This window comes from Microvirga sp. TS319, assembly GCF_041276405.1.
GTDB lineage: Bacteria > Pseudomonadota > Alphaproteobacteria > Rhizobiales > Beijerinckiaceae > Microvirga.
In genome coordinates, this window is sequence record NZ_JBGGGT010000001.1 from 2018209 (window position 1) to 2044774 (window position 26566).

Sequence of the window (26566 nt, forward strand, 5' to 3'; positions counted from 1 at the left end):
CCTCGTAGGACAAACCACACCTGAACCAGGCTGGAACCCGAGCTTCGGAGGGCTACAGTATCGGGCGTGGCATCGAACTCACGTCCGATGCCTTACGCTTTGTGTTTCGAGCATCTTTTCACGCAAATCCGGTGCCCACTTTTGCGTTCGATGCTCTAATGACCGTTCGTGCGGTCCGGCATGCCCTCCGGCGTCAGTGTGCGGACAATGCTGTCATCCAGAGCCTCGTATTCGTGATAGGCGATCGTCCGGTAGAGCTCCTTACGGGTTTGCATGCGCTCCAGCATGGTCTGCGTGCCGCCATCACGGACAATGGCTTCGTACAGTTCTTCGTGCGCCTTTGCGGCCACCCGGAGGGCGCTGACAGGCCAGATAACCATACGATATCCCATGTCCTGAAACTCGTTCGCGCTGAAGAACGGCGTTTTTCCGAATTCGGTCATGTTCGCCAGCAACGGGGCATTCACACGTCTTGCGAACTCCCGAAACATCTCGGCATCGTGAAGGGCCTCGGGGAAGATCGCGTCAGCGCCCGCCTCGAGATAGAGCTTCGCACGCGCGACAGCGCCCTCAAGCCCTTCGCTCGCAGCCGCATCCGTCCGCGCAATGATATAGAGATGTCGGCGCGCTTTCGCGGCGGCGGCGACTTTGGCAGCCATGTCCTGCGGTGAGGCCAACTTCTTGTCGTTCAGATGCCCGCATTTCTTGGGCAGAATCTGATCCTCGATATGGACAGCGGCGGCGCCCGCATCCTCGAAACTGCGGACCATGTGCATGACATTGAGGACCTCGCCGTACCCCGTGTCGCCGTCCACGAGGATCGGCAGACCGGACGAACGGGCGATCTGCCGGATGAAGAAGCAGACCTCGTCGACCGTGATGATGCCCAGATCCGGCAGCCCCATCGATGCACTCATCGCCGCCCCCGACAGATAGAGCGCCCCAAATCCCGCTGCCTTGGCCTGGAGCGCCGCCAGACCGTTGTAGGCTCCCGGGATCTGCAGGATTTCGGGGCGGCCCAGCAACTCACGGAACCGATCTCCGGCGTTGGTCGTGGGAAGGTCTTTTGCAACGAGATACGGCATCGTGGAACCCTTCTTCATTCTCTTCTGACTAAGCAATGTCGGCCGGACCGGCCTCAATGGCCGTGGCTTTCACGCGAGGACTGGCTTCTCTCAGGCGCCAATGCCCTCAGGTGCCTGGGCCATCAGGCGACTTGGGAATCAAGCGTGTTGGGACAAGCACGGCCCCTTCCATGAGGCGCCGAGCCGTCCTGTAGACGACCGCCTCTCGGGCGAAGGCTTCTCCATTCTTCGCCTCTACCACGGATGCAACGGGGATGACCCCGGACGGGTGGGCGACCCGGATATCGGCCCCGGACCCGGGATCCGAGGACGCCAGCCGGCTCGCGATCGTCCCTTTAATTCTCACGGCCACCGCAAGACACATGGCGGCGGTCAGCGGGGTTGCGCGATGAGGCTGCCCCGCCGAGATCATGCGGGTCATGATGTCCATGTCGGTCGCGGACAAGCGGCTTCCTTTCAAAGTCGTGGCTTCCCCAGGGGCTGCGAGAAGCGAGACAATGGGAAGATTTCGCGTGCGTGTCCGCGCCTCATCCTCGTCTGCGACGATCCCCATTCTCACGGCAGCCGCCACCCGGAGCGCCTCGAAGAGCGCGAGCGCCTTCGGATCGCCCGCCAGCTCGTCCGGATGTTCAGCCCCCGTGAAGCCCAAGGCTGCGGCTTCCACGAACACGGTGGGATTGGCCGCATCGACCAGTGAAACGGCAAGCCGCCCGCCCCCCTCTATCTCGAGAAAATCCTGCACATTGCCTGTCGGCAGCAGCCGACCGGTCGCCGCTCCGCCGGGCTCCAAGAAGGACAACCGAATCGGAGCCCCCGTTCCGGCCACTCCGTCCAAATGAAAATCGCCTTCGATAGCGGCCTTTCCATCGACGATCGGGAACTGGGCCACGATGATCTTGCCCGTATTCGTATTATGAATCCGGACCTTTGCGACCGTGCCGTCGGGCCGGACCAGCCCTTCGTCGACCGCGAAGGGCCCGATGGCGGAGGAGATGTTTCCGCAATTCGCCTTGTACTGGACCAACGGCTCTCCGACCGCGACTTGCGCGAAGGTGTAGTCCACATCCGCATCGGGCCTCCTCGAAGGGCCCACGACAGCGACTTTGGACAAGGATGACATCCCGCCTCCCAGCCCATCGAGCTGACGTCCGTTCGGATCCGGGCTCCCGATCGCGGCGAGAAAGACGGGATCCCAATCCGCTTTGTCCTTGGGAAGATCCTCGGGCCGGAAGACGATCGCTCGGCTGGTTCCGCCCCGCATGTAGACGGCTCGAACTGGAATCTGTGGCATATCAGGTGACCTTATCGACGGGTTCGGTCTCAGGATTGTTCGTTGTGGCTCAGCAAGCGGCGAAGCACGAAGGGCAGGATACCGCCCGCACGCCAGACCTGTACGTCGCTCTCGCTGTCCAACCGGCACTTCAACGGCACGGTGATCGCCGAGCCGTCCGTCCGGATGATCCGGCACTCCACGACGGCTCCGCGCTGCGCCTGGCCGACCATATCGTCGATCTCGAATGTTTCGGTGCCGTCCAGTCCGAGCGTCGATCGCGTCACCCCATTCAATAATTGGAGAGGCAGAACGCCCATGCTGGCAAGGTTAGCCCGGTGAATCCGCTCGAAGCTCTCCGCGATGACGACACGGACCCCGAGGAGCCTCGTTCCTTTCGCGGCCCAGTCGCGGGACGAGCCCGTTCCATATTCCTTGCCGGCGATCACCACGAGGGGCACTTCATCGGAGGCATAGCGAGCGGCCGCCTCGAAAACAGGCATGACGTCGCCGCTCGGCTGATGCCGCGTGAAGCCGCCCTCGATTCCGGGAACCATCTCGTTGCGGAGGCGGATATTGGCGAACGTGCCCCGGACCATCACCTCGTGGTTGGCTCGCCGTGCTCCATAGGCATTGAAGTCACGGACAGACACCCCCTGCTCGGTCAGGTAGCGCCCCGCGGGTGAATTGGCGGGAATGTCCGAGACGGGCGAGATGTGATCGGTCGTAATGCTATCCCCGAGCAGCAGGAGCGGACGGGCCCCCACCAGACTGTGCAAGGATTGCGTCCGCCCGGACGGCTCCCCGTCAAAATAGGGTGGGCAGCGAATATAGGTGCTCGCCTGGTCCCATGGAAACAGGCCTCCCGTACTCCCGCTCAGGGCGGTCCATTCACCCTCTCCGACGAATAGCTCGGCATAGGAGCGGCGGAACAGATCGGGCGACAGGGTGCGACCGAGCACTTCGGCGATCTCCGTGGATGTCGGCCAGATCTCTTGAAGCAGGACCGGACGGCCTTCGGGCGTGGTTCCGACAGGCTCCCGGGTCAAGTCGACCGTCACGCGTCCTGTCAGGGCATAGGCGACGACCAAAGGCGGCGACATCAGATAATTCGCACGGGCCAGAGGATGAATGCGGGCCTCGAAATTCCGGTTTCCCGAAAGCACGGAGCACACCACGAGATTCTTGTCGCGGACCGCCTCGTCGACCCAAGGGGCGAGCTGGCCGGAATTGCCGCCGCATGTGGCGCAGCCATAGCCGGCGACCTGGAATCCGAGCCGATCGAGATCACCCTGAAGACCACTCTCCTCGAGATAGCCGCCCACGACCCTGGATCCGGGCGTCAAGGAGGTCTTGACCCAGGGCTTGACCTTGAGCCCCAGCGCGACTGCCTTCCTGGCCACAAGACCGGCCGCGATCATGACGGCCGGGTTGGAGGTATTCGTGCAGCTCGTGATGGCCGCGATGACGACAGCGCCATCCCTGATTTCGCCATCGGATCCCTGCGGCACGGAAACCTGCATTTCGGTCCGGAAATTCTCCGGTACCCGGTGGAGCGGCACGCGATCCTGCGGTCGCCGCGGACCCGCTGCGCAGGGCTCCACATCGCCAAGGTCGAACGGAATGATCGCGTTGAAATCCGGCTCCTGCGCGCCGGCCTCCCGCCAGAGTCCCTGAGCCTGGCAATAGGCTTTGATGAGCGCGACATGGCTCTCCTCCCGCCCCGTCAGACGGAGATAGTCCAAGGTCGCCTGGTCGATGGGGAAGAATGCGCAGGTCGATCCGTATTCCGGCGCCATATTGGCGATCGTCGCCCGGTCGGCCACGGCAAGTTCGTCCAGGGACGGCCCGGTAAACTCGATCAGCTTGTCGACGACGCCGACGGAGCGCAGGCGCTGCGTGAGCGTGAGAACGAGGTCGGTCGCAGTCACCCCTGGCCGGAGACGGCCCGTGAGCCTCACCCCCACGACATCCTGAAAGGATACCGCGAGAGGAAGCCCGAGCATGGCCGCCTCGGCCTCGATGCCGCCGACGCCCCAGCCGAGAACGCCCAGGGCATTGATCATCGTGCTGTGGCTGTCCGTGCCGACCATCGTGTCGGGAAAGGCAACGATTCCACCGTCATGCCGCTCGACGCGGACCACGGAAGCGACGTGCTCGAGATTGACCTGATGAAGGATGCCCGAGCCCGGCGGCACCACACGCAATGTATTGAAGGCCTGCTGGGCCCATTTCAGGAAGCGGTATCGCTCCGTGTTGCGCTGGTATTCATACGCGAGGTTCTTGTTGAAGGCGCCGGCATGGCCGGCCTCGTCGACGATCAGGGAATGATCGATGACAAGATCGACGGGAATCAGCGGATTGACGCGGCTCGCATCGTCCCCGAGGCCCTGCATCGCGCTCCGCATGGCCGCGAGATCGACGAGGCCCGGCACCCCGGTATAATCCTGCATCAGCACGCGCGCGGGATGGAACGCGACCTCGGCCTGCTGTCCGGACCGAGGTTTCCAGTTGGCGAGCGCCAACACGTCCTGGTCCGAGATCCCGTTCCGGCCGGAATTGCGGACCATGTTCTCCAGCAGGATCTTGAGGCAGAACGGCATCCGCCCAATGTGGGCAAGATCGTTCTGCGCGAGCGCCTTCAGGTCGAAATACGCGATATGCTGCCCGCCGACATCGAGTGTCCGACGGATGCTTGCTTTCAGGGACATCATGAAATCCGTGTTCGAAACGACGACATTATCGCTGCGGCTTGTGCTTCGACGTGCTTGAGGAGGCGCCTGAGGCCGCCCCGGGCGCGGCGCTGACCGACAAGCCCGCCCTCGCGGCGGCGATATGACGACGCATGGTCAGTTCGGCCAGTTCTGCGTCGCGATCCGCCAGGGCGTCCGCGATCCGGCGGTGTTCGACGAAGGCGCGCCGCACGCGCCCGGCAATTCGCCTCTGCCGACGGCGGCACAGTCGGATGAGATTGTAATACTCGCCGCAGAGCAGATTGATGAGGGTCTCGTTGCGGCTGCACTTGACGATGAAAAGATGAAAATCGTCGTCGGGATCACCCTGAAGATCCTCGATATTGAAGGTGCTTTCGTCGAGATGGGCCTCATGCCGGGCCAGGATAAGCCGCAACTGCTCGATCTCGGCGTCGCTGATCCGGATTGCCGCTTCCCGCGCGGCCATTCCTTCAAGCGCCTCGCGCACCACGAAGATCTCCTGGATCTTCTCGGGCGTCAGCTCGATCACACGTGCGCCGACATGCGGGGCGCGTGTCACGAGCTTCCGTTCCTCCAGACGGCTGATGGCCTCCCGGAGAGGAGCCCTGCTGGTCCCGAGCTGTCGCGCCAGCTCCGGCTCGCTCAGCTTCTCGCCCGGCTGGAGCTGCCCCCGCAAGATGGCGTCGCTGAGCTGGTTCAGGATGCGGTCGGCCGTGGTCAGCCTCTCATCCACATCGTTTGATGGCTCTCCTGACATTCGGCATCTCCTCACCCTGGTCTCTACACTCCTCGCGGCTCAATCGTCAAGAAGTGTCGACAATGTTCGAGTAATCAGGCTATCAATTGTCATAATTACCGTCTTTATCAGAGAGATTGTCGACATTGATGCTTGACAAGCCCTCGGCTCCGGGATCGAATGAGGGACATGCAGCGCGCAATATCGATCCGCTGCCAACAACAAGCCGCCCAACTGCGTGGAGAAGGCGGCCGTCAATCGATGAACCCAAGCAGCACGCCGCTGCCAGAGGCATCTCTGCAAAAACGCTCCGGAGGAACCATGCCCTACTCTCGCAGAACAATCCTGCACACCGCCGTTGCAACCGTCGTTGCAACGATCCTTTCGACTGCCGCCATTGCCCAAGACAAGGACTTCAAGATCCTGATCCCCAGCGGTCCGGGCGGAGGCTGGGATCAGACGGCACGCGCCATGCAGCAGGCCCTGATGCAATCGGGCGTCGCCAAGGGCGTGCAGGTCACGAACGTTCCGGGCGCAGCCGGAGCCATCGGCCTCGCTCAGTTCGTCAACAACACGAAAGGCGATCCCAGCCAGCTCATGATGAGCGGATCGGCCATGGTGAGCGGAATCCTGACGAACAATGCACCGGTCAAACTCGATCAGGTGACGCCGATCGCTCGCTTGATGGCCGAATACCTCGCTGTCGTGGTACCGCCGGATTCTCCGATCAAGACGGCGAAGGACCTGATGGATCGCGTGAAGGCCGATCCGGCTAAAGTCACCTGGGGCGGGGGAGCGGCAGGCGGGATCGATCATGTCGCCGTAGGCCTGTTCACGAAGCTCGCTGGAGTCGATCCGGGAAAAATGAATTATGTCGCCTTCTCGGGCGGCGGAGAGGCCCTCGCGGCGATCCTCGGCGGCAAGGTGACGGCCGGCATCTCCGGCTACGGCGAGTTCGAAAGCCAGATCAAGGCCGGCAAGTTGCGCCTGGTTGGAATTACGTCGGCCAGCCGCATTCCCGAGATCGATGCTCTGACTTTCAAGGAGCAGGGGGTCGATCTCGAAGTGCTGAACTGGCGTTCGGTAATGGCGGCGCCAGGAATTACACCCGACCAGAAAAAGGACATCACGACGGCCATCGAGGCGATGGCGAAATCGAAGGAATGGCAGGAGATTCTCAAGCAGAAGAACTGGGCCGATTCCTATCTGCCGGGCGACGCCTTCGCCAAATTCCTGGCGGAGGATCAGGCGCGTACCAAGGAGGTTCTGACCTCCCTGGGACTTGTCAAATCATAGGCGGACGTCTCCGCGCTCTCCGACAGACGCCGCGCCTTCGCGCGGCGTTTCTTTTTATCTCAAGTCCTTTTCCGCGAAGTGGATCCAATTCGCGGTCCAACGATGCAACAGAGCGCAGCTGCCGGGGACTTCGGCACCGGGCAGTCGCGGTGTGAGTTCGGGAACCAAACGGCTACGGTGTCCGTTGGTCGCGCTGGCTCTCGATGTCGGAGCAGCCGGTTTGCCGTTGTTGTTTTGGTTTGGAGTTTCTTTCATGCGACAAGCCCCGAAATCATCTCGATACGAGCAGGACGAAAGGGCCCGACCGGCCGTCAGATCCTTTCCGGCCGCGTGAAGGTGTCCAATGCGGCACGACCAGCACAACGTCGGGGAAGATCATGAAAGCACGCGATCGGCCTCTGTTCATGCCTATCTGTACGATGCGGACGGCCACGATCGCGAGGTGGCGCTCGACGGGCTGTGCATCCGGGACCTCGGCGAGCGCAACCTGCTCTGGGTCGATGTCGGCACTCGGGACCGTCAGGTTCTCGAGCCTCTGGTCGGGCTGTTCGATCTCAAGAGGGATTCGCTTCGCGAGTTGCTGCACCCGCAGGACGACCTCTATCTCGACAACTATGGGGAGTATTTCCAGTTCGACGTCGTGGCGCTCAGCCCGGTAGGCGAGAGTGGGCATGAGGCATGGCTGCCGAGGCACCGGGCCGTGCACCTGGAATTTCTCGTCGGGCCACGATGGATCATGACTGTCCATGACGGAGACCTGCCGTTCCTGCGAGCCTTTCGCGAACAGGACAAGGGCGAAACCCTGATCGGTGCCTTAAGCCCGCCGGCCCTTGTGGCATCGCTCCTCGATTGGCATCTCACCGCCTATTTCGATGCCCTTACCGCCCTCGAGGCCTTCCTCGACCACCTGGATGAGACTATGCTCACCCGTGCCGCCAAGCGCAGTCTTCTGCCGGGCGTCGTCGAGGTGCGCCGGCGCGTGTCGCGACTCCGACGGCTGCTCGCGTCGCACCGTCTTGTGTTCTATGGCCTGTCCCGGCCCGACTTCGCCCATGTGGTGGAATCGGACGCATCCTCGCATTATCGCTCCTTGGAGCGACGTTTCGAGCGCGCGGTGGACGCGGTCGATCATGCCCGGGATCTCGTCAACGGGTCCTTCGATCTCCTCACCACACGCACAGCCGAGGCGACCAACGACCTGGTGCGCCGTCTCACCTTCGTCACCCTCCTGCTGGGCGTGTTCAGCGCCATCGCGGGCATTTTCGGGATGAATTTCGAGATCCCGTATTGGCATTGGGGAGCGGAGGGCTTCTGGGGAGTGATCTCGGCCCTGGTATCCGTGAGCATCGGCGTGACCGTGGTCGCCCGGCGCAGAAACTGGATTTAAAGCATCGAACGCGGGAATTGGGAGCTGGGTTTGCGTGAAAAGTGGATCAAAAACATAGGACTTACGACATCGGATGCGGATGTGATGTCACGTCCGATGCTGGAGAGCTGATTCCACGCCAGCGGAATCAGCTCTTTTCGTTGGTGTGCCGCATTCTTGACGGCGCACCGATCCACATGGCCGTTAAAGGCCCCAAGCCTCCGAGGGCGCTCAGATGGCCTGCACGAGCTGATCGATGCTGGCCTTGGCGTCGCCGTAGAACATGCGGGTGTTGTCCTTGTAGAAGAGCGGGTTCTCGATTCCGGAATAGCCCGTCCCCTGCCCGCGCTTCGACACGAAGACCTGCTTGGCCTTCCAGACCTCGAGAACCGGCATCCCGGCGATCGGGCTGTTCGGATCCTCCTGGGCGGCCGGGTTCACGATGTCGTTCGAGCCGATGACGATCACCACGTCCGTCGCGGCAAAGTCGTCGTTGATCTCGTCCATCTCCAGCACGATGTCATAAGGAACCTTGGCTTCGGCGAGCAGCACGTTCATGTGTCCCGGCAGGCGACCGGCGACGGGATGAATGGCGAACCGCACCTCTTTGCCCTTGGCTCGCAGGCGGCGCGTCAATTCCGACACCGATTGCTGGGCCTGCGCAACCGCCATGCCGTAGCCCGGCACGATCACGATGCTGTCCGCCTCCTCGAGCGCCGCCGCCACTCCGTCGGCATCGATGGCGATCTGCTCGCCGGCGATCGCCATGACCGGGCCGGCGGTGGTGCCGAACCCGCCGAGGATCACGCTGATGAAGCTTCGGTTCATCGCCTTGCACATGATGTAGCTCAGGATGGCACCCGAGGAGCCGACCAGCGCGCCCGTGACGATCAGCAGATCGTTGCCGAGGGTGAAACCGATGGCCGCGGCCGCCCAGCCCGAGTAGCTGTTGAGCATCGAGACCACCACGGGCATGTCGGCCCCGCCGATTCCCATGATCAGATGATAGCCGATGAAGAACGCCAGAAGCGTCATCGCCACCAGCGTCCAGATGCCGGCCCCCTGCACGTACATCGCCAGAAGGATCAGCGAGAGCAGCGCTGCGCCTGCATTGAGCCCGTGCCCGCCGGGCAGCTTCTTCGCCTTGCCGCTCACCTGGCCGGCAAGCTTGCCGAAGGCGATCACGGAGCCGGTGAACGTCACCGCGCCGATGAACACGCCGAGGAACACCTCGACCTTGAGGATCGCGATCTCGACCCCGGTCTTGTGCGCGAGCACCCCGGCAAAGCCCGTGAGCGTCTGCCGCGCGGCCTCGTCCAGGGCGAGCACGCGCTGCAGTTCGAGCTCGGCGTTGAAGCCGATGAACACGGCCGCGAGACCGACGAAGGAATGCAGCGCCGCCACCAGCTGCGGCATCTCGGTCATCTCGACCCGTTTCGCCACGTACCAGCCCAGGCCCGAGCCGATCACCAGCATGACGGCGATGACGGCATAATGGCCGACGCCCGGACCGAATACGGTTGCGCCCACCGCCAGCGCCATGCCGGCCATGCCGTACCAGACGGCCCGCTTGGCGCTCTCTTGGCCCGAGAGGCCTCCGAGCGACAGGATGAACAGGATAGCGGCCGCCACATAGGCCGCGGAGACGATTCCAACGCTCATCGGACGATCTTCCTTCTACGACTTCTGGAACATGGCGAGCATCCGGCGCGTGACCAGGAAGCCGCCGACGATGTTGATCGTCGCGATCAGGAAGGACAGCGCCGCCAGGCTCACCACGAGCCAGTGGCTCGACCCCACCTGCAGCAGTGCTCCCAGGATCACGATACCGGAGATGGCATTGGTGACGGCCATCAGCGGAGTGTGCAGCGAATGGCTCACGTTCCAGATCACCTGGAAGCCGACGAAACAGGCGAGCGCGAAGACGGTGAAATGGGCCATGAAGCTCGCTGGGGCATAGGCTCCGATCAATGCAACCAGGAGGCCGCCCAGGACAAGCAGCCCGACCTGTGTCCTGGTCTGGCTCCTGAAAGCTGCAACCTCCTGCGCGCGCTTTTCCTCGCGGGTGAGCTCCTTCGGCTTGTCCTTCGGTTTGGCGGCGGCGATCGCCCGCACCTTGGGCGGCGGAGGCGGATAGGTGATGGCCCCCTCATGCGTCACGGTCGCTCCGCGGATCACGTCGTCGTCCATGTCGTGGACGATGGCGCCGTCCTTCTTGGGCGTCAGATCGGCCAGGAAGTGGCGGACGTTGTTGGCATAGAGGGTCGAGGCCTGAGCGGCCATGCGGCTCGGGAAATCGGTATAGCCGACGATGGTGACGCCGTTCTCGGTCACGATCTTCTCGTCCGGCACAGTCAGATCGCAGTTGCCGCCGCGCTCGGCCGCGAGATCGACGATCACGGAGCCCGGCTTCATGGCCTGCACCATGTCGTCCGTCCATAGCTTCGGGGCCGGCCTTCCGGGAATCAGCGCGGTCGTGATGACGATGTCCATCTCGGGCGCGAGCTCGCGGAACTTGGCGAGTTGCTTCTCGCGGAACTCGGGACTGGAGGGCGCGGCATAGCCGCCGGTGGCGGCCCCGTCCTGCGCGTCCTCGAACTCCAGGAACACGAACTGAGCGCCCATGGACTCGATCTGTTCGGCGACCTCGGGGCGTACGTCGAACGCATAGGTGACCGCGCCGAGCGAGGTCGCCGTTCCGATGGCGGCAAGCCCCGCGACGCCGGCGCCGACGACGAGCACCTTGGCGGGCGGGATCTTGCCGGCGGCCGTGACCTGGCCGGTGAAGAAGCGGCCGAAATGGTTGCCGGCCTCGATCACGGCGCGGTAACCGGCGATATTGGCCATGGAGGAGAGCGCGTCCATCTTCTGGGCGCGCGAGATGCGCGGCACCATGTCCATGGCGATGAGGGTAACGCCTTGCGCCCTTGCCAGCTCCAGAAGCTCTGAGTTCTGCGCCGGCCAGAAGAACGAGATCAGCGTCTGGCCGGGACGCAGCTGCGCGATCTCGGCCGCGACGGGCGGCTGCACCTTCGCAACCACATCGACCGCGGACAGCAGGGACGCCGCATCCGGCGCGACGGTCACGCCCGCCTCAGCGTAGGCCGCATCCGACAGTCCCGCGCTCGCCCCGGCCCCGGCCTCGACGAAGCACGCATGTCCGAGCTTCTGCAGCTGACGCGCGGATTCCGGCGTCAGAGCAACACGCCTCTCGCCAGGAGAGATCTCCTTGAGTGCCCCTATCTTCATCGTCTGAGATCCTTAGAAACGTCGGTGAGCCCGGCCGATCATGCCGTCGCGGAACAGCGCCGGCAAGCGGGTCGGCCGAGCCGTTGAGGCGGGCTGCCCGCCGGGTCTCTTCCCGGCGGGATGGGAATATCGGCTTCTAGAGCATCGGACGTGAAAAGTGGATTCCACTTTTCGCTAGCAAGGCCCCGCGGGGTCCGGGCGATGGATTGGCGTCTAACTGTGCGCGGGCCTAGAGCTGTTTCCACTGACATGGAAACAGCTCCTACCTTTGGTGTGCCGCATTTTTGGACCGCGAACCGGATCCACCTCGCCGAAAAATGCTCTAATGCGAGACAAGAACGCCCTTGGACTCGAAGATATCGCGAATCTGCCGAACATAGCCGTGATAGGCCTTGTCCTCGTGCGTCCGCGTCCATTGACGGGGGCGTGGCATGTCGATCTTGAGGTCGAGATCGACACGGCCGGGGCGCGGCGACATGACGAGCACGCGATCGGCCAGGAACACGGCTTCGTCGATGCCATGGGTGATGAACAATACCGTATTGCGAACCCGCAGCCACATCGATTGCAGATCCATGATCATCTGCTCGCGCGTCAGGGCATCGAGAGCGCCGAAAGGCTCATCCATGAGAAGCAGACCTGGCTCCTGGATCAGTGCCCGGCAGATCGCAACGCGCTGGCGCATGCCGCCCGAGAGTTCGGAGGGATATTTGTTGCCGAAGCCTTTGAGGCCGACCTGCGCGAGCAGCTCCTCGGCCCGCGCGCGGTATTTTGCAAGATCCAGGTGCTTGATCTCGATCGGAAGCAGGATGTTGTCGAGGACCGTGCGCCAGTAGAGAAGAAGATCCGATTGAAAGACCACCCCGGTCTTGGGATGTGGCCGGTTGACCTTTTCTCCGTCAATCGCGATGTTGCCGGTCGAGGCAGGCGTCAGACCCGCGAGCAGCGAGAGCAACGTGCTCTTACCGCACCCGCTCGGCCCGACCACCGCCACGAAGCTCCCCGGCTCGATCTGGAGGTCGATTTTATCGAGGGCGAGGACGTCGTCGTCCTCTCGCGTCTGGTAGCTTTTCGAGAGCCTCGATATGTCGACTGCGGCCCCGCTGGTCTGGCTAGAGATACCCATTGAACTGCCTCACTGTACGTCCCTTGATGTGGCCAAACGCCATTCACGTGTCTCACTTGCACCTGTCTCACTTGGCGGCGTCGCGCTTGTAGGTGACGCGAGACTCCACCATATCGACGACGAAGTAGAGCAGCACGCCGATCGCCGAGATTGTCACGACGGTTGCGAAGTTGAGCGTGGTGTCGAACAGCGAGTTCGCCTGAAGCTGCAGGTATCCGAGGCCCCGTTCGGCGGAAACGTATTCGCCGATGACCGCTCCGATCACGGCCAGAGAAACCGCCACTTTGAAGCCCCCGAAGATATTCGGCAGCGCCGCGGGAAGACGGATCTTGAAGAAGATCTGCCACTCGTTCGCCCCCATGGAACGGGCCAGGTTCACGAGGTTCTTGTCGAGGGACTGCAGGCCAACGACGGTCGAGATGACAATCGGAAAAAAGGAGATCAGGAACGCGAGCGTGATTTTCGGAGCCCAGCCGTAGCCGAGATACAGAACGAGGATGGGCGCGAGGGCGACCTTCGGCACCGTCTGCAGCGCAACGAGGATCGGGTAGATCGCCCGCTCGAAGGGCTTGGAATAGAAGATCGACAAAGCCAGCGGAATACCGATCACCGCTCCGAAGGTGAATCCCGCGATGACCTCGAAGAGCGTGACGTAGGAATGGGCCGCAAGCAGCGGAATTTCGCTGACGATGCGCTTTGCGATCGCCAGCGGCGTCGGCAGAACGAACTCGGAGACTCCCAACAGCGGAACCATGGCCTGCCAGGTTCCGATCAGGACAGCCGCCAGGACGAGCGCCGAGTAGCGCTCCATCCATGTGCTCCGTGCCTTTTTCTTGTGCTTCATGCTCTTCGACTGCTTCCCCAGCGCCTGACCGACGCCGACAATATCTGTGCTCGCCACCGTAGCCTCACTGCTTCAGAAGTTCGTTGGTGTAGAAGGAGGACAAAGGCTTGACGCCGCCGATGTCCTCGTCGAGCTTGATCAGCTCGATCGCGTTGGAGACGACTTTCTCGTCGATCCAGCCTACGGGCTTGCCGTCCGGATTCGGCATCGATGCGGAAGTCGCCTCGATCTGCTTCTGGATGACCTTGTCGGACGGCCCACCCTGCCAGACCCCCTTCAGAACTGCGGTCGCACCGGCGGGATCGGCTCGAGTCATGTCGATCGCTTTCGCATTCGCCGTGAGGAACTTTCTGAGTGTCGCCCCCTTCTTCTCGATGCCTGAATTGCTTGCCACCAGGGCCAGTCCAGGCACTCCCAGCCCGTATTCCGGCAGGTCGAGGGTCGGGAATGTGGTTCCGGTTCGCTCCTCGAGCACGGGAAGGTCGTTGGTCCGGTAGACGCTGACCACGTCGACCTGCTTCTGCAGGAATTGGGGAACGCGCGACTGCGCATCCATTTGGATCTTCTTGACCTTGCCGCAATCGACCTTGTTGATGTCGCAGAAGGCGCTGAGGTAAGAGGTGCCCGTCTCGCCGACGGCATGGGCGACGGTCTTGCCCTCGAGATCCTTCGGCGTCTTGACCGGTTTCTCGGGATGCGAGATGAGCGCGATGGGCGTCGTGGGCTGATACAGGGCGATGATCTTGACGGGCATCCCTTTCTGAATGGCCGAAATCGCGAAGATCCCGGGGAGCACGACGACATCTTCCTGGCCCTGGATCAGGGCACCGAGCGCGGCCTGTGCGCCCGCCCCTTCGCCGAGCTTCAGAGTCAGACCCGCGTCCTTGTACAGGCCTTTCTGCTCTCCCAGATAGAAGAAGCCGTATTCGCCCTTCAGCTTCCAGCTGAACCGGACATTGATGTCCTCCGCCATCGCGCTTTGGCTTGCCAAGGTGGCAGCGATGACAGCAGTCGCCGTTAGCGCAACTCTTCGAACGAGACCTGCGGCATGAGACATTCTTCCCTCCCGAATACGACGCCCTGTGGCGTCATCTTTCTCTGAGCGGCCTGCCGTCTTCTATGGTGAGCGTGGAGGCATTTACGAACCGCATACTTGATCTCATGTTGTGATCACAAATGGACTGTGTCAAGGGCAAGTTTCAGTCGGCCGTCGTTCGATCCGAACTCTCACGCGAAAGGCATCTCCGGCCGGCCGTGATGCTATAGTGTGGGTCAAAGAGGACCGTCGTCACGGCGGTGGGCAGCTTGGAGAAACCGACAGGGTTGATTCGGATTGCCGGAGCAAACCTTCCTTCGAAGGATGGGGAGCAGCGCTCCCGCCCAACGGGTCTCGATGATCATGCTGGAGCATCGAACGCCAAAGCAGAAACCGGCTTTGCGTGAAGCGATGCTCGAAACCAAGATGTTGAAGCATTGTGCGCAAGGCTGCACGCCGAGGCAATCGACAGCAAGGGGCAACCCGGCGAGAATACAAACCGGCTTCCGCCCTCTCCGGGACTTTTTCCGGTGAAGAGAGTTCGTTCCGCCAGCGGAATACCAGGACATCGTTCTTGCGAAAGACCGGGTCCACTTTCGCACGATGCGCAATGCGGCGAAGCAAAGTGAAAAGTGCGTGATCTCGCTCTGTCGGAATCAACTCCGGTGCGTGGACGCGAAGGTGCTGGGCAGCGATCTCATGATGGCGCTTTTGCTGAGATTGCGCGCGATGAAGACGAGCCATCCCTTTCGCTCGCCGTCGGGCCAGGCGGGCAGATATTCCGGGGGATAAACGACGTGCTGCACGCCGTGCACCACGAGGGGGCGCGGATCGCCTGCGACCGACAAGAGCCCTTTCACGCGCAGGATGCTACGGCCGCGGCTGACGAGGAGCAGCTCCATCCATTCCACGAAAGACGGCCAGTCGACTTCGCTTGCGACCTCGACCGTGAATGTCTCGATCCCGTCGCTGTGCTGGCCAACCGGCAGCGTGTTCGACATCTGGGTATAGCCCGGCTCCCAACTCTCCCGCTCTTCGAAGATATCCTGTGCGCGCGGCATCGCATTCTTGCTCGAGACGAGCGGGCTGACGCGCGCATTGATCCTGGAAATGCCGAGCCTGACGGCATCGAGCTGCCACGGCTCGACAATGTCCGACTTCGTGATGAGGATGGTATCGGCCAGGGCGACCTGCTGGCTGGCCTCCGCGAACCGTCCGATGCTGTCGAGGCCGCTGACGGCGTCCACGGCCGTGACGATGCGCCCTGCGCGGTAGCCCCGCCGCAGGCGAAGGTCGCTCATCACTGCATGCATGATGGGAGCGGGATCGGCAAGACCCGTGGTCTCGACGACGACCTGGCGAAAGCGCACCGCGTCTCCGCGCTGAGCCATCGCCAGGAGGTCCACCAGGGTCGATACGAGATCGTCGCGAACCGCGCAGCACAGGCACCCGGACGAGAGCAGTACGGCATCTTCCGAAACTTCCCTCACGAGAAGATGATCGAGCCCGACCTCGCCGAACTCGTTGATGACGACGGCCGTATCGGCCAGGTCGGGTTCACCGAGGAGGTGCGTGAGAAACGTGGTCTTGCCGCTTCCGAGAAAGCCCGTCAGCACATGAACCGGTATTCTCTGATCGGGTTCGGAGGACGACGGCTGCACGGTCAGGCGACCTCGAATATCGCATCCACCTCGACGGCGACGTTGCGCGGCAGGGAGCTGCAGCCGACGGCCGCGCGGGCATGACGCCCCGCCTCGCCGAAGACCGCCACCATCAGGTCGGACGCGCCGTTGATGACCTTGGGATGATCCCCGAAGGCCGGATCGGCATTGACGAAGCCTCCGAGGCGCACGACTCCCACGACCCTGTCGAGATCGCCGTTCAGGGCATGCCGAAGCTGGGCGAGGATGTTGATCGCGCAAAGGCGGGCCGCGGCCTGACCCTCTTCGATGGATATGCCCGCGCCGAGCTTGCCGGTGAACTTGTCCTGGCCCCCGTCCCGAGGCACCTGCCCGGACACATACACCAGATTGCCCACGCGCCGCGCCGGCACGTAGTTCGCTGCTGGAGCAACCGCGTCCGGCAGGCTGATACCCAGCTCTGCCAGCTTATGCTCGTATCGTCCCCCCATCACACACTCTCCTCAAGATACCTTGCGCGCCAAAAAGTCGAATTGCAGCTCCTGCCCCAAAGTGAAGGGCAACTCGATGCCCTGCGATCCGGCGACGCTGAGCAGCGCCCGGCAGGTTGTGCGGATATCCTGGACCACGCCGCGCTTCGCGGCCGTGGCATTCCCTGCCTTCAGGGCGGTCAGGATGGCCTCGTGGTCGGATGCGTTCCACGGCATGGAGGGGATCAGCAGCGACATGTACATCGTCGGCCCGAACTGCAGCCAGAGAGACTCGATAAGCGGACTCAGCACTTCGGATTCGGCGGCGTTGTAGAGCGTGAAGTGGAATTCCTGATTGATCGAAAGGCAGTTCATGATGTCGCGCCGTTCGATCGCCGTGAGCAGGTGCTTGTTGATCTTGGCAAGCTCGGTCGTCAGGGCCGGCGTCGCCTTTTCGACCGCGAGCTCGGTTGCCATGCCCTCCAAAAGCTCCCTCACGGCGAAGAGATGGCTCAGTTTTTCGGGGTTGAGGCGCGGTACGCGGACCGAGCCGCCCTTCGTCTCCTCCAGGGCATTCGCGGCAACGAGCCGGCTCAACACCTCCCGGACGGGCATCGGGCTGGTTCCCAAAGCCTCCGCGAGCTTGCGCAGGCTCATCACCTGACCGGGCAGAAAAGCGCCGACCATGAGGCCGCGCCGCATGTAGTTCAGAACATGCTCATGGACATGGCCGCGCTCGGGCTTGGCCTGCGCGGGTTTTTCGGTTTTTGATTTCTCACTCATCGTTGATCCATATTCCGCGCCTTCCGTCTCGCGTCCAAGGCTCTCAGGCTTCGCGGCACGCAGCCCCGAAAGGGGCCTGCGGATGCCCTCCTCGAGGCGGGACCTCGGCGGGGGAGAGTTGACGGCGCCGCGTGTGTGATCTCATAGTGTGATCAATATTCCAAACCGTGCATGATGGCAACCTGTATTCCCATCATGCCCGCAAGCGGCCGCACAATGCGGCCACGACGGACGCCATGATGCATCATATCATCTCCCTCCCTGACAGTCATGGACCGGCCCCGAACTCCGCGGCCCGGCCGGCCGCTCCCCGGGAGTTCTCCAGGCGATGACGAGCCGCTCGATGCCGATGCCGGTTCCCACCCAGGCAGTCCTTCGGGAGACGGTTGCCGCCCATGCGGCGCGGGGGCGCTACGTCCTCGGCAATGTGCGTCTCGATCCTTCCACCATGGCAGGAAGCTTCACACCGGCCGCAGACGGGGACTTCGTCCTCGCCGACCTGACCGTCGAGGCCGGAAAGATCGCGAGGATTGCTGCCCCGCTCTCTGCATCCGAACGCTCCGGCGACGATGGGGCTCCTGTCGTCGATATCGGCGGACGGGTGGCGCTTCCCCTGTTTGTCGACTGCCACACCCATCTCGACAAAGGCCACATCCTGCCCCGAACGAGTGACGCCGATGGTGCCTTCGCGACCGCGTTGTCCGCCGCCAAAGCGGACCGGGAGGCGAACTGGTCGTTCGAGGATCTACTGCGCCGCATGGACTTCTCCTTGCGCTGCGCCCACCACTACGGAACGAGAGCCGTCCGGACGCATCTCGACTCGCAGCCGCCGCAGGACGCGGTTTCGTGGCCGGTCTTCCGGGATCTTCGGGAACAATGGCGCGATCGGATCGATCTGCAGGGCTCCTGCCTTTTCGGCATCGATTTCGCCCGCGACGAGGCGTTCCTCGCACGAATTTCACAGGTGGTCGCCGCCTGCGGCGGCGTGCTCGGCGCAGTCGCCTACCCCGTTCCCGACTTCGACAGGCTTCTCGACAGGATGTTCGCGGCCGCAGGACGCTACGGCCTCGATCTCGATTTTCATGCCGACGAAACGGCAGACCCTTCGTCGGATTGCCTTCGGCGCATCGCTCTTGCGGCCCTTCGGGCGAAGGGACGCGGCAAGGTGCTGGTCGGACATTGCTGCTCCCTCGCAAGCCAGCCAGCATCGACCGTCGGGGACACGCTCGGCCTTGTCGCCGATTCCGGAATTGCGGTCGTGTCCTTGCCCACCTGCAACCTTTACCTGCAGGACCGTCGTCACGACGGCACGACGCCCCGATGGCGCGGCGTCACGCTTCTGCACGAGATGAGGCGCTACGGCATTCCCGTCGCGCTCGGTTCTGACAATACCCGGGATCCGTTTCACGCCTACGGCGATCTCGACATGCTCGATACCTATCGCCTCGGCACGCGCGTTCTTCATCTCGACAATCCGACTGGAACCTGGCCGACGACCGTCTCGACGACCCCGGCGGCCATCATGGGGCTCGATCGGACTGGAGAAATCCGCGAAGGACTGTGGGCCGACTTCATCCTGTTCGAGGGCCGTTCCTGGTCCGAGATCCTGTCGCGCCCGGAAGGCAACCGCGTCGTCATCCGGGCCGGCTGCCCGCAAACCTCATCCCTGCCTTCCTACGCAGAGCTCGACGGGCTCGCCGGCCTGGCTCCGGATTGACCCCGACATACGGTTTCGCCCGACGGGGAACGGCGGGCGAGCGCATCGTGCGAAAAAGTGGCCCCTGTTTTTTGCACGATGCGCTCTTCCCACGAAGGGAGCATCGGACCCAAAAGTGGATTCCACTTTTCACGTCCGATGCTCCAGGACGACGGGAAGACGACACCGACGTTAAACGGCAGCGCCCACCTGATACAGCTCGACCTTGGTTCCGTCCGGATCGGCGATGTAGATCGTCAACCCGTAAGGGCCGTTGTGGAGCTCATTGTAGTAGCGCACGCCGGCTTTCTTGAGCTTGGCGTCGAGCGACCGAACGTCATTGACCTCGAACGCGATGTGGTCGAGCTGACGATGACCGGCCTCGCGGCCGTTAATGAGCGCGATGCCCTGATGGAAGGCGGTGAACGGCCGTCCGTCGGCGAGCGGCTTGGCCGGCCTGATCGTGAACCCGAGCAGATCGGTGTAGAAGTCGACCGACTTCTCGATGTCGGACACCATGATCAGCTGATGACCGTAACTCGTCACACGGGGCTTTATCTGGTCGCCAATCCAGTCGAGAACGTCCGATGAGGAGGCCACCTCGCAGAAATACTGCTTCCAGACCTGCTTGGCCGTGGCCTCCCAATCCGGGTTGACGCCCGAAATACAGTCGTCGACCGCGACGACGTCGAGGTCGCGGAGATAGGCTTCGCGGATGCTCGTCTCCACGCAGGCATTGGTCGTGGCTCCCGTGACGAAGAGGTGCTGCGTACCGAGCATCTTCAGCATCATCTCGAGGCGTGTCTCGTAGAAGGCTCCGAAACGGTGCTTGCGGATGACGAAGGACGGGTCGAACGCGGCCAGGGGCTTGAGCTCGTCGATGATCTCCTCGTCCCAGCTGCCTGCCAGGGCCGAGACCTGCTTGCGGCGGGCGGTATGGCCCAGAAGCTTCTTCTTGGCGCGATTGTGGTCGAGGGCGAAATGCTCCTGCATCGTCCAGATCACCGGGATCCCGACGTCCTGGCATCTCTTGATGAGCCGGGCGAGCGGCGGAACGATTGATGCCAGGCGCTTCGTGTCGACCCCGGAGATGCCGAGCGTGCCCTTCTCATGGATGAACGCATTCTGCAGGTCGATGACCAACAGCGCCGACTTACGATAGTCGAGGACTTCCAAGCTCATCTGTGTTCCTCCGGCTTGTCGTTCTTGTTCTCTGCCATGTCGATGCCGAGAACGCCGCCGCGCCCCCAGCTGTCCTTGGCGGTTTCATGGATGACGACGTGCAGGTGATCGGGCTTGCATGCGGCCTCTTCCACCATGGCCTTCGTGATGGCCCTGACGAGGTTGCGCTTCTGCTCGACGGAGCGCCCCTCCCACATCTCGACGATGACGAACGGCATGTCTCTCCCCTTCCTTCTCTCTGGATGTTGTTCTAAAGCGTCGGACGTGAAATCGAACGCACGTCCGACGCTTTAACATTTTGACGGTGAGCATCTTTTCATGCAAAACCGGTTCCCACTTCCCGCGTTCGATGCTCCCTTCTTAGATCAGCGCATCGTGCGGAAAACCGGGTCCACTTTTCCGCACGATGCGCTAGCCTGCCCAAACCGGCGCGGCCGGTGCGAAGCCGGTGACGAAGTCGTTGTCGCCTTTGTCGCTTCCGCTGATGAGCCAAAGCGGACGGTTGGCGTAGTTGATCAGGACCTGCTCCTCCATGCAGAGGCGGTGCGCAGGATGCTGCGGGTCGCGATCGAAGCGGCTGGTCGCCGGCATGATTCTGATGACGAAGAGCGGCTCCGACGGCTGGAACTCATCGAGCGACTCCGGTCCGATCGCATGGATTCCGACGGCTTTGGGACGCGGCCGAGCGGACCCGACTGGGAGCAGCACCACGGCCCCGGATAGAGGCGACACCGGCCAGTAGCGCCCCTCCCTTCCCTCTTGCAGAAACCCTACGTAGCGGCCCGCCTCCACGAACAACTCGCTGTCCCAAAGAATGAGATCCGGTCCGATGACCGCCCGTGCGGCATCGATCACGGGCTGGCTCTCGCACAGTTCGAGAAAGCACCAGGGATCGGTCAGCCCGATCCCATGGCCCCATGGGTTATGGATGCCCGACAGTCTTTCCTGACGGATCGTTTCCTTGCTGGCCACGATCGCCGCCACGGCCCCGAGGACCGATAGCCGCCCGGGCATCAGCGGGTCCCGACCCGCAAGATCCAGCTGGAAAGACCGCATCGCGGTCATGACGGCAGCGTCACGCATCGGCCGCGGCCATAGTGTCCTTCGGCGACGGTGCCTTGCTCGTAGACGACCTCGCCGCGCGCGACCGTCATGACGGGCCAACCTTTCAGCGTCCAGCCTTCATAGATGCAGGTGCCCTTTCCCGTGTGATTCACGGTGCGCTCCTCGTCGAGGTCGACGAGCACGAGGTCGGCGTCGAAGCCGACATCGATGTGGCCCTTGCGAGGCCAGAGGCCGAAGCGGCGGGCGGGATTGAACGAGTTCATCTCGACGAGGCGGGTGAGCGGGAGCCCCCGCTGATGCACCCCGAAATGGAGCATCAGGGACAGCTCCCAGGGGAAGGACACGACACCCGGGAACTCGGTCCACAGGTCCTCTCCCTTCTTGGGCAGGAAGGGCACGTGATCGGTGCCCAAGCTGTAGACAGAACCGTTCAGCATACCCTGCCAGAGCCCCTCGAGTTCATTCCAATCCCGCAGCGGCGGCGAGATCTTGGCCCGCATGTCGAGATCCTCGTCGTAGCAGGTCCTCGTGAGATAATGCGGGCAGGTCTCGACCGTCACATGAACGCCGCGGGCTTGCGCCTCTGCCGCGAGCACCGGTCCCATGCCGACCGAGGTGTGGACCAGATGCAGAGAGCACCCGGTCTTCTCGGCGAGGAAAATCATGCGGCGGATGGTCTCCACCTCACAGAAGGCAGGACGCGATTCCGTGTAGGCGCCGAGATCCTGGCGGCCCGACGCGGCGATTTCCTTCTTGATCCAGGAAGCGATCTGCGTGTTCTCGCAGTGAACGTTGATCACGCCCCCCGGGACCTTGGACAGGATGCGCATGGCGGCATAGACCCAGCCGTCGGTCGCCGGCACGATGCCGATCGGATTGTCCGGCTCGTAGCCGAAATAGCATTTGAACGATTTGACGCCCGTCTTGGCGATGATCTCCGGAATCTCGGCGATATGCTCCTCGCGCTGGATTCCGAAATGAAACCCGAAATCGACGACGGAGTTCTCCTCTCCGATCGCCTTCCGCTCCTCATAGAAGGGTAGATAGGATTCCTTGAGGTTGCGAATGTAGAGCAGGATCGTCGTCACGCCGCCCGATGCGGCGGCCGCAGTCTCGGTCCGCATGTCCTCGGCGAAGGGAAACTTCACACCGAGATGGCAGTGGGGATCGATGAGACCCGGCATCAGGACGCGTCCTTCGGCGTCGATCGTCCGGGTGGCATCCGGCAGAACCGCGTCGGCGCCCGTGAGGACGATCTTGCCTCCCTGAACCGCCACGCCCCCATGGAACTCGCCGTCGTGACGAACGACGCGGGCATTCTTGATTACCAAATCCGCTTTCATTGCCTTTGCTCCAGAATCCCTTCGATCCGACGAAGAATGCCGCTCCACTGGCTGCGACCGACGGTGATCGGTGCCCGCGCTCCCATGCCGCGCGCCCAGATGGCCTTGAGTCCCCTCGCAGCCGCCGCCTCGCGGTCGATGGTTCCCGGGGGCGCCGCCACGTCGACGAGGAGTGCGTGTTTCGGCAGGAGAGCGAGCTGCTCCGCACCGATCAGCTTCTTGGGAACCGTCCCGATGACGATGTCCATCTCGGGCAGGATGTGGGAAAGCTGCTCCAGCGTGAAGGATTCCGCGCCGGCCGCGTAAGCGGCCGCCCGCTGCACGGGGTTGCGCGCCGCGACATGGACCTTGGCGCCGAGAGCGACGAGCGTGCTCGTCAGGAGCGACCCGATCGTGCCTTGGCCCACCAAGCAGACATTCGCCTTGTGGATGGTGATCTGGGTGTTCTCGATGATGACCTTGAGCACGCCCTCCACGATCGCGGGGCCGCGCAGCAGCATCAGGTCGACATCCCATTCGTACTCGTGCAAGGAAATGCCGAGCGCCTCGCAATGAGACTTCAGGTTCGCGTCGGCCCAACCGAGAATGATGTGCCCGGGTCTTCTCATTCCCGCCAGCATGTCCCGCGTCGGGATGATCTTGTCCGGGGCCTTCGGGGCGAACAGCGCGCCTTCCGCCGAGATGCCCGGAATGGGAAAGAGAGCGATGTCGGCGCCTTTCAAAGCGTCCGCAGCGTCTGAGGCGTGATAGACGCCTTCAATGCCCTCTTCGGGCCATGGAAAACCATAGGCCCGGACCACGGCTCCGGCCCGAACGGCGCAGCGTGCGATCTCCTGCTCCCGCGCATCGCCCGCCACGATGGCGATCACTGTATCGTGCCAGCTCATCACATTCTTACCTTTTCAATGACCTGCTGCTTGGACAGCCCGGCAATTCCCATCGCTTCCGCCGTGCGCCCGCCGTCGCGGTAGTCCGTTCCGACTGCAATCTGAGCCAGGCGATAGAGCGCCTCCGCGACCGGAGCTTCGACCTTCGCGATCCGGGCGAATTCCAGGAAAGGCAGCAGGCCGTGACCGAAATCCTCTTTGTAGTAGCGGTTCTGCAACGAATCCGGCCCCTTGATGCGGCTGTTGGCCGTGCCCCCCGAAATCGCCGCGCGATAATCGGCGGTATCCATCACGTCGGGTTCGACCGTGCCGAGGAGCTTCATCTCCTCGATGAGATTCGGGAGCTTGTGCCCGAAGGCTTCGGCGACGGCGAGGCGCTCCCGGTCGAGCTGCTGCATGACGCGGGCCACGCCGGGCGTCATGGCATCGACATAGAACGTGAAGTCGCCGCCCGTGGCTTCCACCCAGGCGGCCGCCAGGACGGCGCCCGGCGGATGCAGGATCATGTTCACATTGGAAAGATCGGACGCAATCACGTCCTCGACGGGGACAAGACCGGGATAGAGCGTCGCGGCGATCTCGATGGCATGGGCGCCGCCCTTGAGGCTTGCAGCCTTCAGGTGCTTTGCGCGTCCGCTGATCGTGACGCCGTCAGGACGGTATTTCCGCGCCACGTAGGTCATCGTGGAGAATTCGACAACGGGAGGCGCCGCCCGGCCGCTCCGGGAGAACGTTTCGGCGAATTCGAGCGCTCCGCCGGTATGCCCGGGATTGAGCACGACGAGCTTGTCGGAGGGCCAGCCGGCGGCGGCCAGGGCGGCCGCCATCGCAGAGTGCGTGAATGTCGGCAGCACGACGACCGCCACGTCGACGCCGGAGATCGCCGCCTTAAGGTCGGTGGTGATCAGGGCCGGGTTCGCGACGCCTTCGCCGAGCTTGCCGTCGTAAGCGATTCCGCCGAGCCGGACGTGAGGCTCCAGAGTGTCGGGTGAGCGTGCCCAGAAGTGAACATCATGGCCTGCTTGGATCAGCTCGACGACAGATGCCGCGCCGCCTGCTCCTGCGCCCAGTACTGCTACTTTCATGTCTTTCCTCCGAGGGCGGAAGCGCAGTCGGATCGCCGGTCCCATCAGGCACCGCCGGCTCTGCCTTCTCGTCTCCCTGACTTGGTCTTATTATTTGATCACAGTTTATGATCACATACGTGCTTGTCAAGCATGAGAACGAAATTTTGCCTTCGTCGTGCATGGGTCGAAAGCACTGCGCGCTCGGCGAATATCGCCAACCGGACAGGGCGCAGGAACGAACACACGCGCAGGATGACAGGAGCGCGAGCGCTCCGGAATGGTCCATAAGAACGAGACAGCTGAGGAAGAGACGAATGTCGCGTTCGTCCCTCCTCGATCGATAGCGATTTTTTGCGAAAGAGATCCGCTTCGGCGAGAAAGTGGTCCCGGTTCTTCGCAAGAACGATGTGCTAGGCGACCGCCGGGATGGTGCTTCGTTCCGGCGCGCGGAATTCCTGCTCGATGCACTGAGTCACCATTTGCGCCGTCGCGGCGGACAGCGTCCACCCAAGATGGCCATGGCCCGTATTGTAGAAGACTCCCGGCAACCGCCCCTTTCCGACGCGCGGCATCATGTTGGGCATCATCGGACGCAACCCGGCCCAGGGAACGACCCGGTTGGTGCCGACAGCCGGAAACAGCATCCGGGTCCACTCCACGAGAGGCTTGACCCGATCATCGCGGATGTCGCGGTTCATGCCGTTGAACTCGGCCGTCCCCGCTACCCGGAAACGGCCGTTGCCCAGCCGGCTGGTGACGATCTTGGCGCGATCGTCGAGAAGGCTCACCCATGGGGCTCCTCTCTGGCTTTGCTCGTCGTCCAGATGCACGGTGATGGAATAGCCCTTGACGGGATAGATATTGACCCGGTCGCCGAGCATGCCGGCGAAATGCCGGCTGGCCGCACCCGCGCATATCACCACGACGTCGGCCTCGATGGTGTGGCGGGAAATGTCTCCGCCATCGGACGGCGAGCCGAGCGAATAGCCGATGCGGTAGGTCTGGTTTCGGGCGATGTCGTCGACCGCTGCATCATAGATGAAGCGGACACCCCGCCGCTGGCAGGCCCTGGCGAGACCGGATGTGAACTTATGAATATCGCCCGTCGAGTCCGACGGCGTATGAAAGCCACCATAGAAGTCGCCGTGCAGGGCGGGCTCGATCGATTTCACTTCGGCCGCCGTGACAGGCCTGCGCTCCAGTCCCCCTTCGATCAGCAGGGAGTTGACCTTGCGCGCGTGCTCGAAGCTCGGCTTGTCCCAGTAGATGTGCAGAATGCCGCGCCGGACGTGATCGAAGTCGATTTTCTCCCGCTCGGCGATGGCGAACAGGTATTCGCGCGCGGATATCGCCAGACGGGTGGTGTCCACCGTATTCCTGCGATAGTGGGCGATGTTCGAGACGAACTCCGCCAGCCAGGAGTATTTGTGCCAGCTCGGAAGCGGGTTGAGCAGCAATGGAGCGTCGGCCTTGAGCATCCATTTGATGCCCTTCAGCACCGTCGATCCGTGGTTCCACACCTCCGCGTTGCTGGCGGAGAGCTGCCCGCCATTGGCGAAGGAGGTTTCCATCGCCGCGTAACGCTGGCGCTCGATCACCGTCACGGAATAACCGCGCTCGAGCAGGGCATAGGCCGTGGTGACGCCGGTCACGCCGGCGCCGATAATGACAACATGGGACATAGGATCCTCCAGGACCGAAGTGAACGCGG

22 protein-coding genes are annotated in these 26566 nt (G+C 62.9%); 3 read left to right on the top strand and 19 right to left on the bottom strand.

All coding sequences use genetic code 11. The features are described from left to right. Positions 1-155: 155 nt before the first annotated feature. From prpB to AB8841_RS09205, 4 genes are all read right to left on the bottom strand, one after another. The gene (prpB, locus tag AB8841_RS09190) at positions 156-1085 is read right to left on the bottom strand and encodes a methylisocitrate lyase (RefSeq protein ID WP_370435588.1); all 930 of its coding nucleotides are present in this window, start codon (positions 1083-1085) and stop codon (positions 156-158) included. A gap of 106 nt (positions 1086-1191) precedes the next feature. Then, positions 1192-2376, bottom strand: coding sequence for a 2-methylaconitate cis-trans isomerase PrpF family protein (locus AB8841_RS09195; RefSeq protein ID WP_370435458.1), 1185 nt, complete (start codon positions 2374-2376; stop codon positions 1192-1194). A 29-nt stretch (positions 2377-2405) separates the two neighbouring features. Beyond that, positions 2406-5069, bottom strand: a complete 2664-nt coding sequence (gene acnA, locus AB8841_RS09200) for an aconitate hydratase AcnA (protein WP_370435459.1) — start codon at positions 5067-5069, stop codon at positions 2406-2408. 25 nt (positions 5070-5094) lie between these two features. After that, positions 5095-5826 (bottom strand): GntR family transcriptional regulator, encoded by a 732-nt coding sequence (locus tag AB8841_RS09205; protein WP_370435460.1) that lies wholly within the window; start codon positions 5824-5826, stop codon positions 5095-5097. A 300-nt stretch (positions 5827-6126) separates the two neighbouring features. Between AB8841_RS09205 and AB8841_RS09210 the strand changes: the two genes are divergently transcribed. Together AB8841_RS09210 and AB8841_RS09215 are read left to right on the top strand one after the other, a co-directional pair. Continuing rightward, the gene (locus tag AB8841_RS09210; protein WP_370435461.1) at positions 6127-7101 is read left to right on the top strand and encodes a Bug family tripartite tricarboxylate transporter substrate binding protein; all 975 of its coding nucleotides are present in this window, start codon (positions 6127-6129) and stop codon (positions 7099-7101) included. A gap of 343 nt (positions 7102-7444) precedes the next feature. Next, complete coding sequence (locus tag AB8841_RS09215; RefSeq protein WP_370435462.1) at positions 7445-8488, top strand: magnesium transporter CorA family protein; 1044 nt, start codon at positions 7445-7447, stop codon at positions 8486-8488. A gap of 210 nt (positions 8489-8698) precedes the next feature. On the opposite strand, the gene AB8841_RS09220 is transcribed toward AB8841_RS09215, so the two are convergent. The 8 genes from AB8841_RS09220 to AB8841_RS09255 all read right to left on the bottom strand — a co-directional run bounded on the left by AB8841_RS09220 (position 8699) and on the right by AB8841_RS09255 (position 17615). Beyond that, positions 8699-10129, bottom strand: a complete 1431-nt coding sequence (locus AB8841_RS09220; protein ID WP_370435463.1) for an NAD(P)(+) transhydrogenase (Re/Si-specific) subunit beta — start codon at positions 10127-10129, stop codon at positions 8699-8701. A 15-nt stretch (positions 10130-10144) separates the two neighbouring features. Continuing rightward, entirely contained in the window at positions 10145-11716 is a 1572-nt protein-coding gene (locus AB8841_RS09225) for a Re/Si-specific NAD(P)(+) transhydrogenase subunit alpha (protein ID WP_370435464.1), read from the bottom strand. Between the two features lie 322 nt (positions 11717-12038). After that, positions 12039-12842: an ABC transporter ATP-binding protein gene (locus AB8841_RS09230; protein WP_370435465.1), complete on the bottom strand. Its 804-nt coding sequence runs from the start codon at positions 12840-12842 to the stop codon at positions 12039-12041. Between the two features lie 67 nt (positions 12843-12909). Further along, positions 12910-13686, bottom strand: a complete 777-nt coding sequence (locus AB8841_RS09235) for an ABC transporter permease (RefSeq protein WP_370435466.1) — start codon at positions 13684-13686, stop codon at positions 12910-12912. A 64-nt stretch (positions 13687-13750) separates the two neighbouring features. Next, positions 13751-14743, bottom strand: coding sequence for an ABC transporter substrate-binding protein (locus tag AB8841_RS09240; protein WP_370435467.1), 993 nt, complete (start codon positions 14741-14743; stop codon positions 13751-13753). Positions 14744-15378: 635 nt separating this feature from the next. Beyond that, the gene (locus AB8841_RS09245; protein ID WP_370435468.1) at positions 15379-16383 is read right to left on the bottom strand and encodes a GTP-binding protein; all 1005 of its coding nucleotides are present in this window, start codon (positions 16381-16383) and stop codon (positions 15379-15381) included. A gap of 2 nt (positions 16384-16385) precedes the next feature. Then, positions 16386-16853 (bottom strand): RidA family protein, encoded by a 468-nt coding sequence (locus AB8841_RS09250; protein ID WP_370435469.1) that lies wholly within the window; start codon positions 16851-16853, stop codon positions 16386-16388. 12 nt (positions 16854-16865) lie between these two features. Continuing rightward, positions 16866-17615: a GntR family transcriptional regulator gene (locus tag AB8841_RS09255; protein WP_370435470.1), complete on the bottom strand. Its 750-nt coding sequence runs from the start codon at positions 17613-17615 to the stop codon at positions 16866-16868. Between the two features lie 349 nt (positions 17616-17964). On the opposite strand from AB8841_RS09255, the gene AB8841_RS09260 reads away from it, so the two are divergent. Beyond that, positions 17965-19332 (top strand): cytosine deaminase, encoded by a 1368-nt coding sequence (locus tag AB8841_RS09260; protein ID WP_370435589.1) that lies wholly within the window; start codon positions 17965-17967, stop codon positions 19330-19332. Between the two features lie 171 nt (positions 19333-19503). Here AB8841_RS09260 and AB8841_RS09265 read toward each other — a convergent pair whose 3' ends face one another. The 7 genes from AB8841_RS09265 to AB8841_RS09295 all read right to left on the bottom strand — a co-directional run bounded on the left by AB8841_RS09265 (position 19504) and on the right by AB8841_RS09295 (position 26537). Continuing rightward, complete coding sequence (locus AB8841_RS09265; RefSeq protein WP_370435471.1) at positions 19504-20493, bottom strand: isochorismatase family protein; 990 nt, start codon at positions 20491-20493, stop codon at positions 19504-19506. Then, entirely contained in the window at positions 20490-20711 is a 222-nt protein-coding gene (locus AB8841_RS09270; protein WP_370435472.1) for a 2-hydroxymuconate tautomerase, read from the bottom strand. Before AB8841_RS09270 ends, AB8841_RS09265 begins: the two co-directional genes overlap by 4 nt. A 193-nt stretch (positions 20712-20904) precedes the next feature. Then, entirely contained in the window at positions 20905-21576 is a 672-nt protein-coding gene (locus tag AB8841_RS09275) for a resolvase (protein ID WP_370435473.1), read from the bottom strand. Beyond that, positions 21555-22901 (bottom strand): dihydroorotase family protein, encoded by a 1347-nt coding sequence (locus AB8841_RS09280; RefSeq protein ID WP_370435474.1) that lies wholly within the window; start codon positions 22899-22901, stop codon positions 21555-21557. The genes AB8841_RS09275 and AB8841_RS09280 overlap by 22 nt, the downstream gene beginning before the upstream one ends. Beyond that, positions 22898-23788: a dipicolinate synthase subunit DpsA gene (locus AB8841_RS09285; RefSeq protein ID WP_370435475.1), complete on the bottom strand. Its 891-nt coding sequence runs from the start codon at positions 23786-23788 to the stop codon at positions 22898-22900. Before AB8841_RS09285 ends, AB8841_RS09280 begins: the two co-directional genes overlap by 4 nt. Continuing rightward, positions 23788-24873 (bottom strand): NAD/NADP octopine/nopaline dehydrogenase family protein, encoded by a 1086-nt coding sequence (locus tag AB8841_RS09290; protein ID WP_370435476.1) that lies wholly within the window; start codon positions 24871-24873, stop codon positions 23788-23790. Before AB8841_RS09290 ends, AB8841_RS09285 begins: the two co-directional genes overlap by 1 nt. Before the next feature lie 392 nt (positions 24874-25265). Then, on the bottom strand, positions 25266-26537 hold the full coding sequence (locus AB8841_RS09295) for a D-amino acid dehydrogenase (RefSeq protein WP_370435477.1): 1272 nt from the start codon (positions 26535-26537) through the stop codon (positions 25266-25268). Positions 26538-26566 lie beyond the last annotated feature (29 nt).

Coding starts and splice junctions, on each gene's coding strand:
- AB8841_RS09230 (WP_370435465.1), bottom strand. CDS start 12,842: ATGGGTATCTCTAGCCAGACCAGCGGGGCCGCAGTCGACATATCGAGG.
- AB8841_RS09240 (WP_370435467.1), bottom strand. CDS start 14,743: ATGTCTCATGCCGCAGGTCTCGTTCGAAGAGTTGCGCTAACGGCGACT.
- AB8841_RS09290 (WP_370435476.1), bottom strand. CDS start 24,873: ATGAAAGTAGCAGTACTGGGCGCAGGAGCAGGCGGCGCGGCATCTGTC.
- AB8841_RS09225 (WP_370435464.1), bottom strand. CDS start 11,716: ATGAAGATAGGGGCACTCAAGGAGATCTCTCCTGGCGAGAGGCGTGTT.
- AB8841_RS09260 (WP_370435589.1), top strand. CDS start 17,965: ATGCCGGTTCCCACCCAGGCAGTCCTTCGGGAGACGGTTGCCGCCCAT.
- AB8841_RS09275 (WP_370435473.1), bottom strand. CDS start 21,576: ATGCGTGACGCTGCCGTCATGACCGCGATGCGGTCTTTCCAGCTGGAT.
- AB8841_RS09220 (WP_370435463.1), bottom strand. CDS start 10,129: ATGAGCGTTGGAATCGTCTCCGCGGCCTATGTGGCGGCCGCTATCCTG.
- AB8841_RS09195 (WP_370435458.1), bottom strand. CDS start 2,376: ATGCCACAGATTCCAGTTCGAGCCGTCTACATGCGGGGCGGAACCAGC.
- AB8841_RS09215 (WP_370435462.1), top strand. CDS start 7,445: ATGCGGCACGACCAGCACAACGTCGGGGAAGATCATGAAAGCACGCGA.
- AB8841_RS09270 (WP_370435472.1), bottom strand. CDS start 20,711: ATGCCGTTCGTCATCGTCGAGATGTGGGAGGGGCGCTCCGTCGAGCAG.
- AB8841_RS09295 (WP_370435477.1), bottom strand. CDS start 26,537: ATGTCCCATGTTGTCATTATCGGCGCCGGCGTGACCGGCGTCACCACG.
- acnA (WP_370435459.1), bottom strand. CDS start 5,069: ATGATGTCCCTGAAAGCAAGCATCCGTCGGACACTCGATGTCGGCGGG.
- AB8841_RS09250 (WP_370435469.1), bottom strand. CDS start 16,853: ATGGGGGGACGATACGAGCATAAGCTGGCAGAGCTGGGTATCAGCCTG.
- prpB (WP_370435588.1), bottom strand. CDS start 1,085: ATGCCGTATCTCGTTGCAAAAGACCTTCCCACGACCAACGCCGGAGAT.
- AB8841_RS09285 (WP_370435475.1), bottom strand. CDS start 23,788: ATGAGCTGGCACGATACAGTGATCGCCATCGTGGCGGGCGATGCGCGG.
- AB8841_RS09210 (WP_370435461.1), top strand. CDS start 6,127: ATGCCCTACTCTCGCAGAACAATCCTGCACACCGCCGTTGCAACCGTC.
- AB8841_RS09265 (WP_370435471.1), bottom strand. CDS start 20,493: ATGAGCTTGGAAGTCCTCGACTATCGTAAGTCGGCGCTGTTGGTCATC.
- AB8841_RS09280 (WP_370435474.1), bottom strand. CDS start 22,901: ATGAAAGCGGATTTGGTAATCAAGAATGCCCGCGTCGTTCGTCACGAC.
- AB8841_RS09205 (WP_370435460.1), bottom strand. CDS start 5,826: ATGTCAGGAGAGCCATCAAACGATGTGGATGAGAGGCTGACCACGGCC.
- AB8841_RS09235 (WP_370435466.1), bottom strand. CDS start 13,686: ATGAAGCACAAGAAAAAGGCACGGAGCACATGGATGGAGCGCTACTCG.
- AB8841_RS09255 (WP_370435470.1), bottom strand. CDS start 17,615: ATGAGTGAGAAATCAAAAACCGAAAAACCCGCGCAGGCCAAGCCCGAG.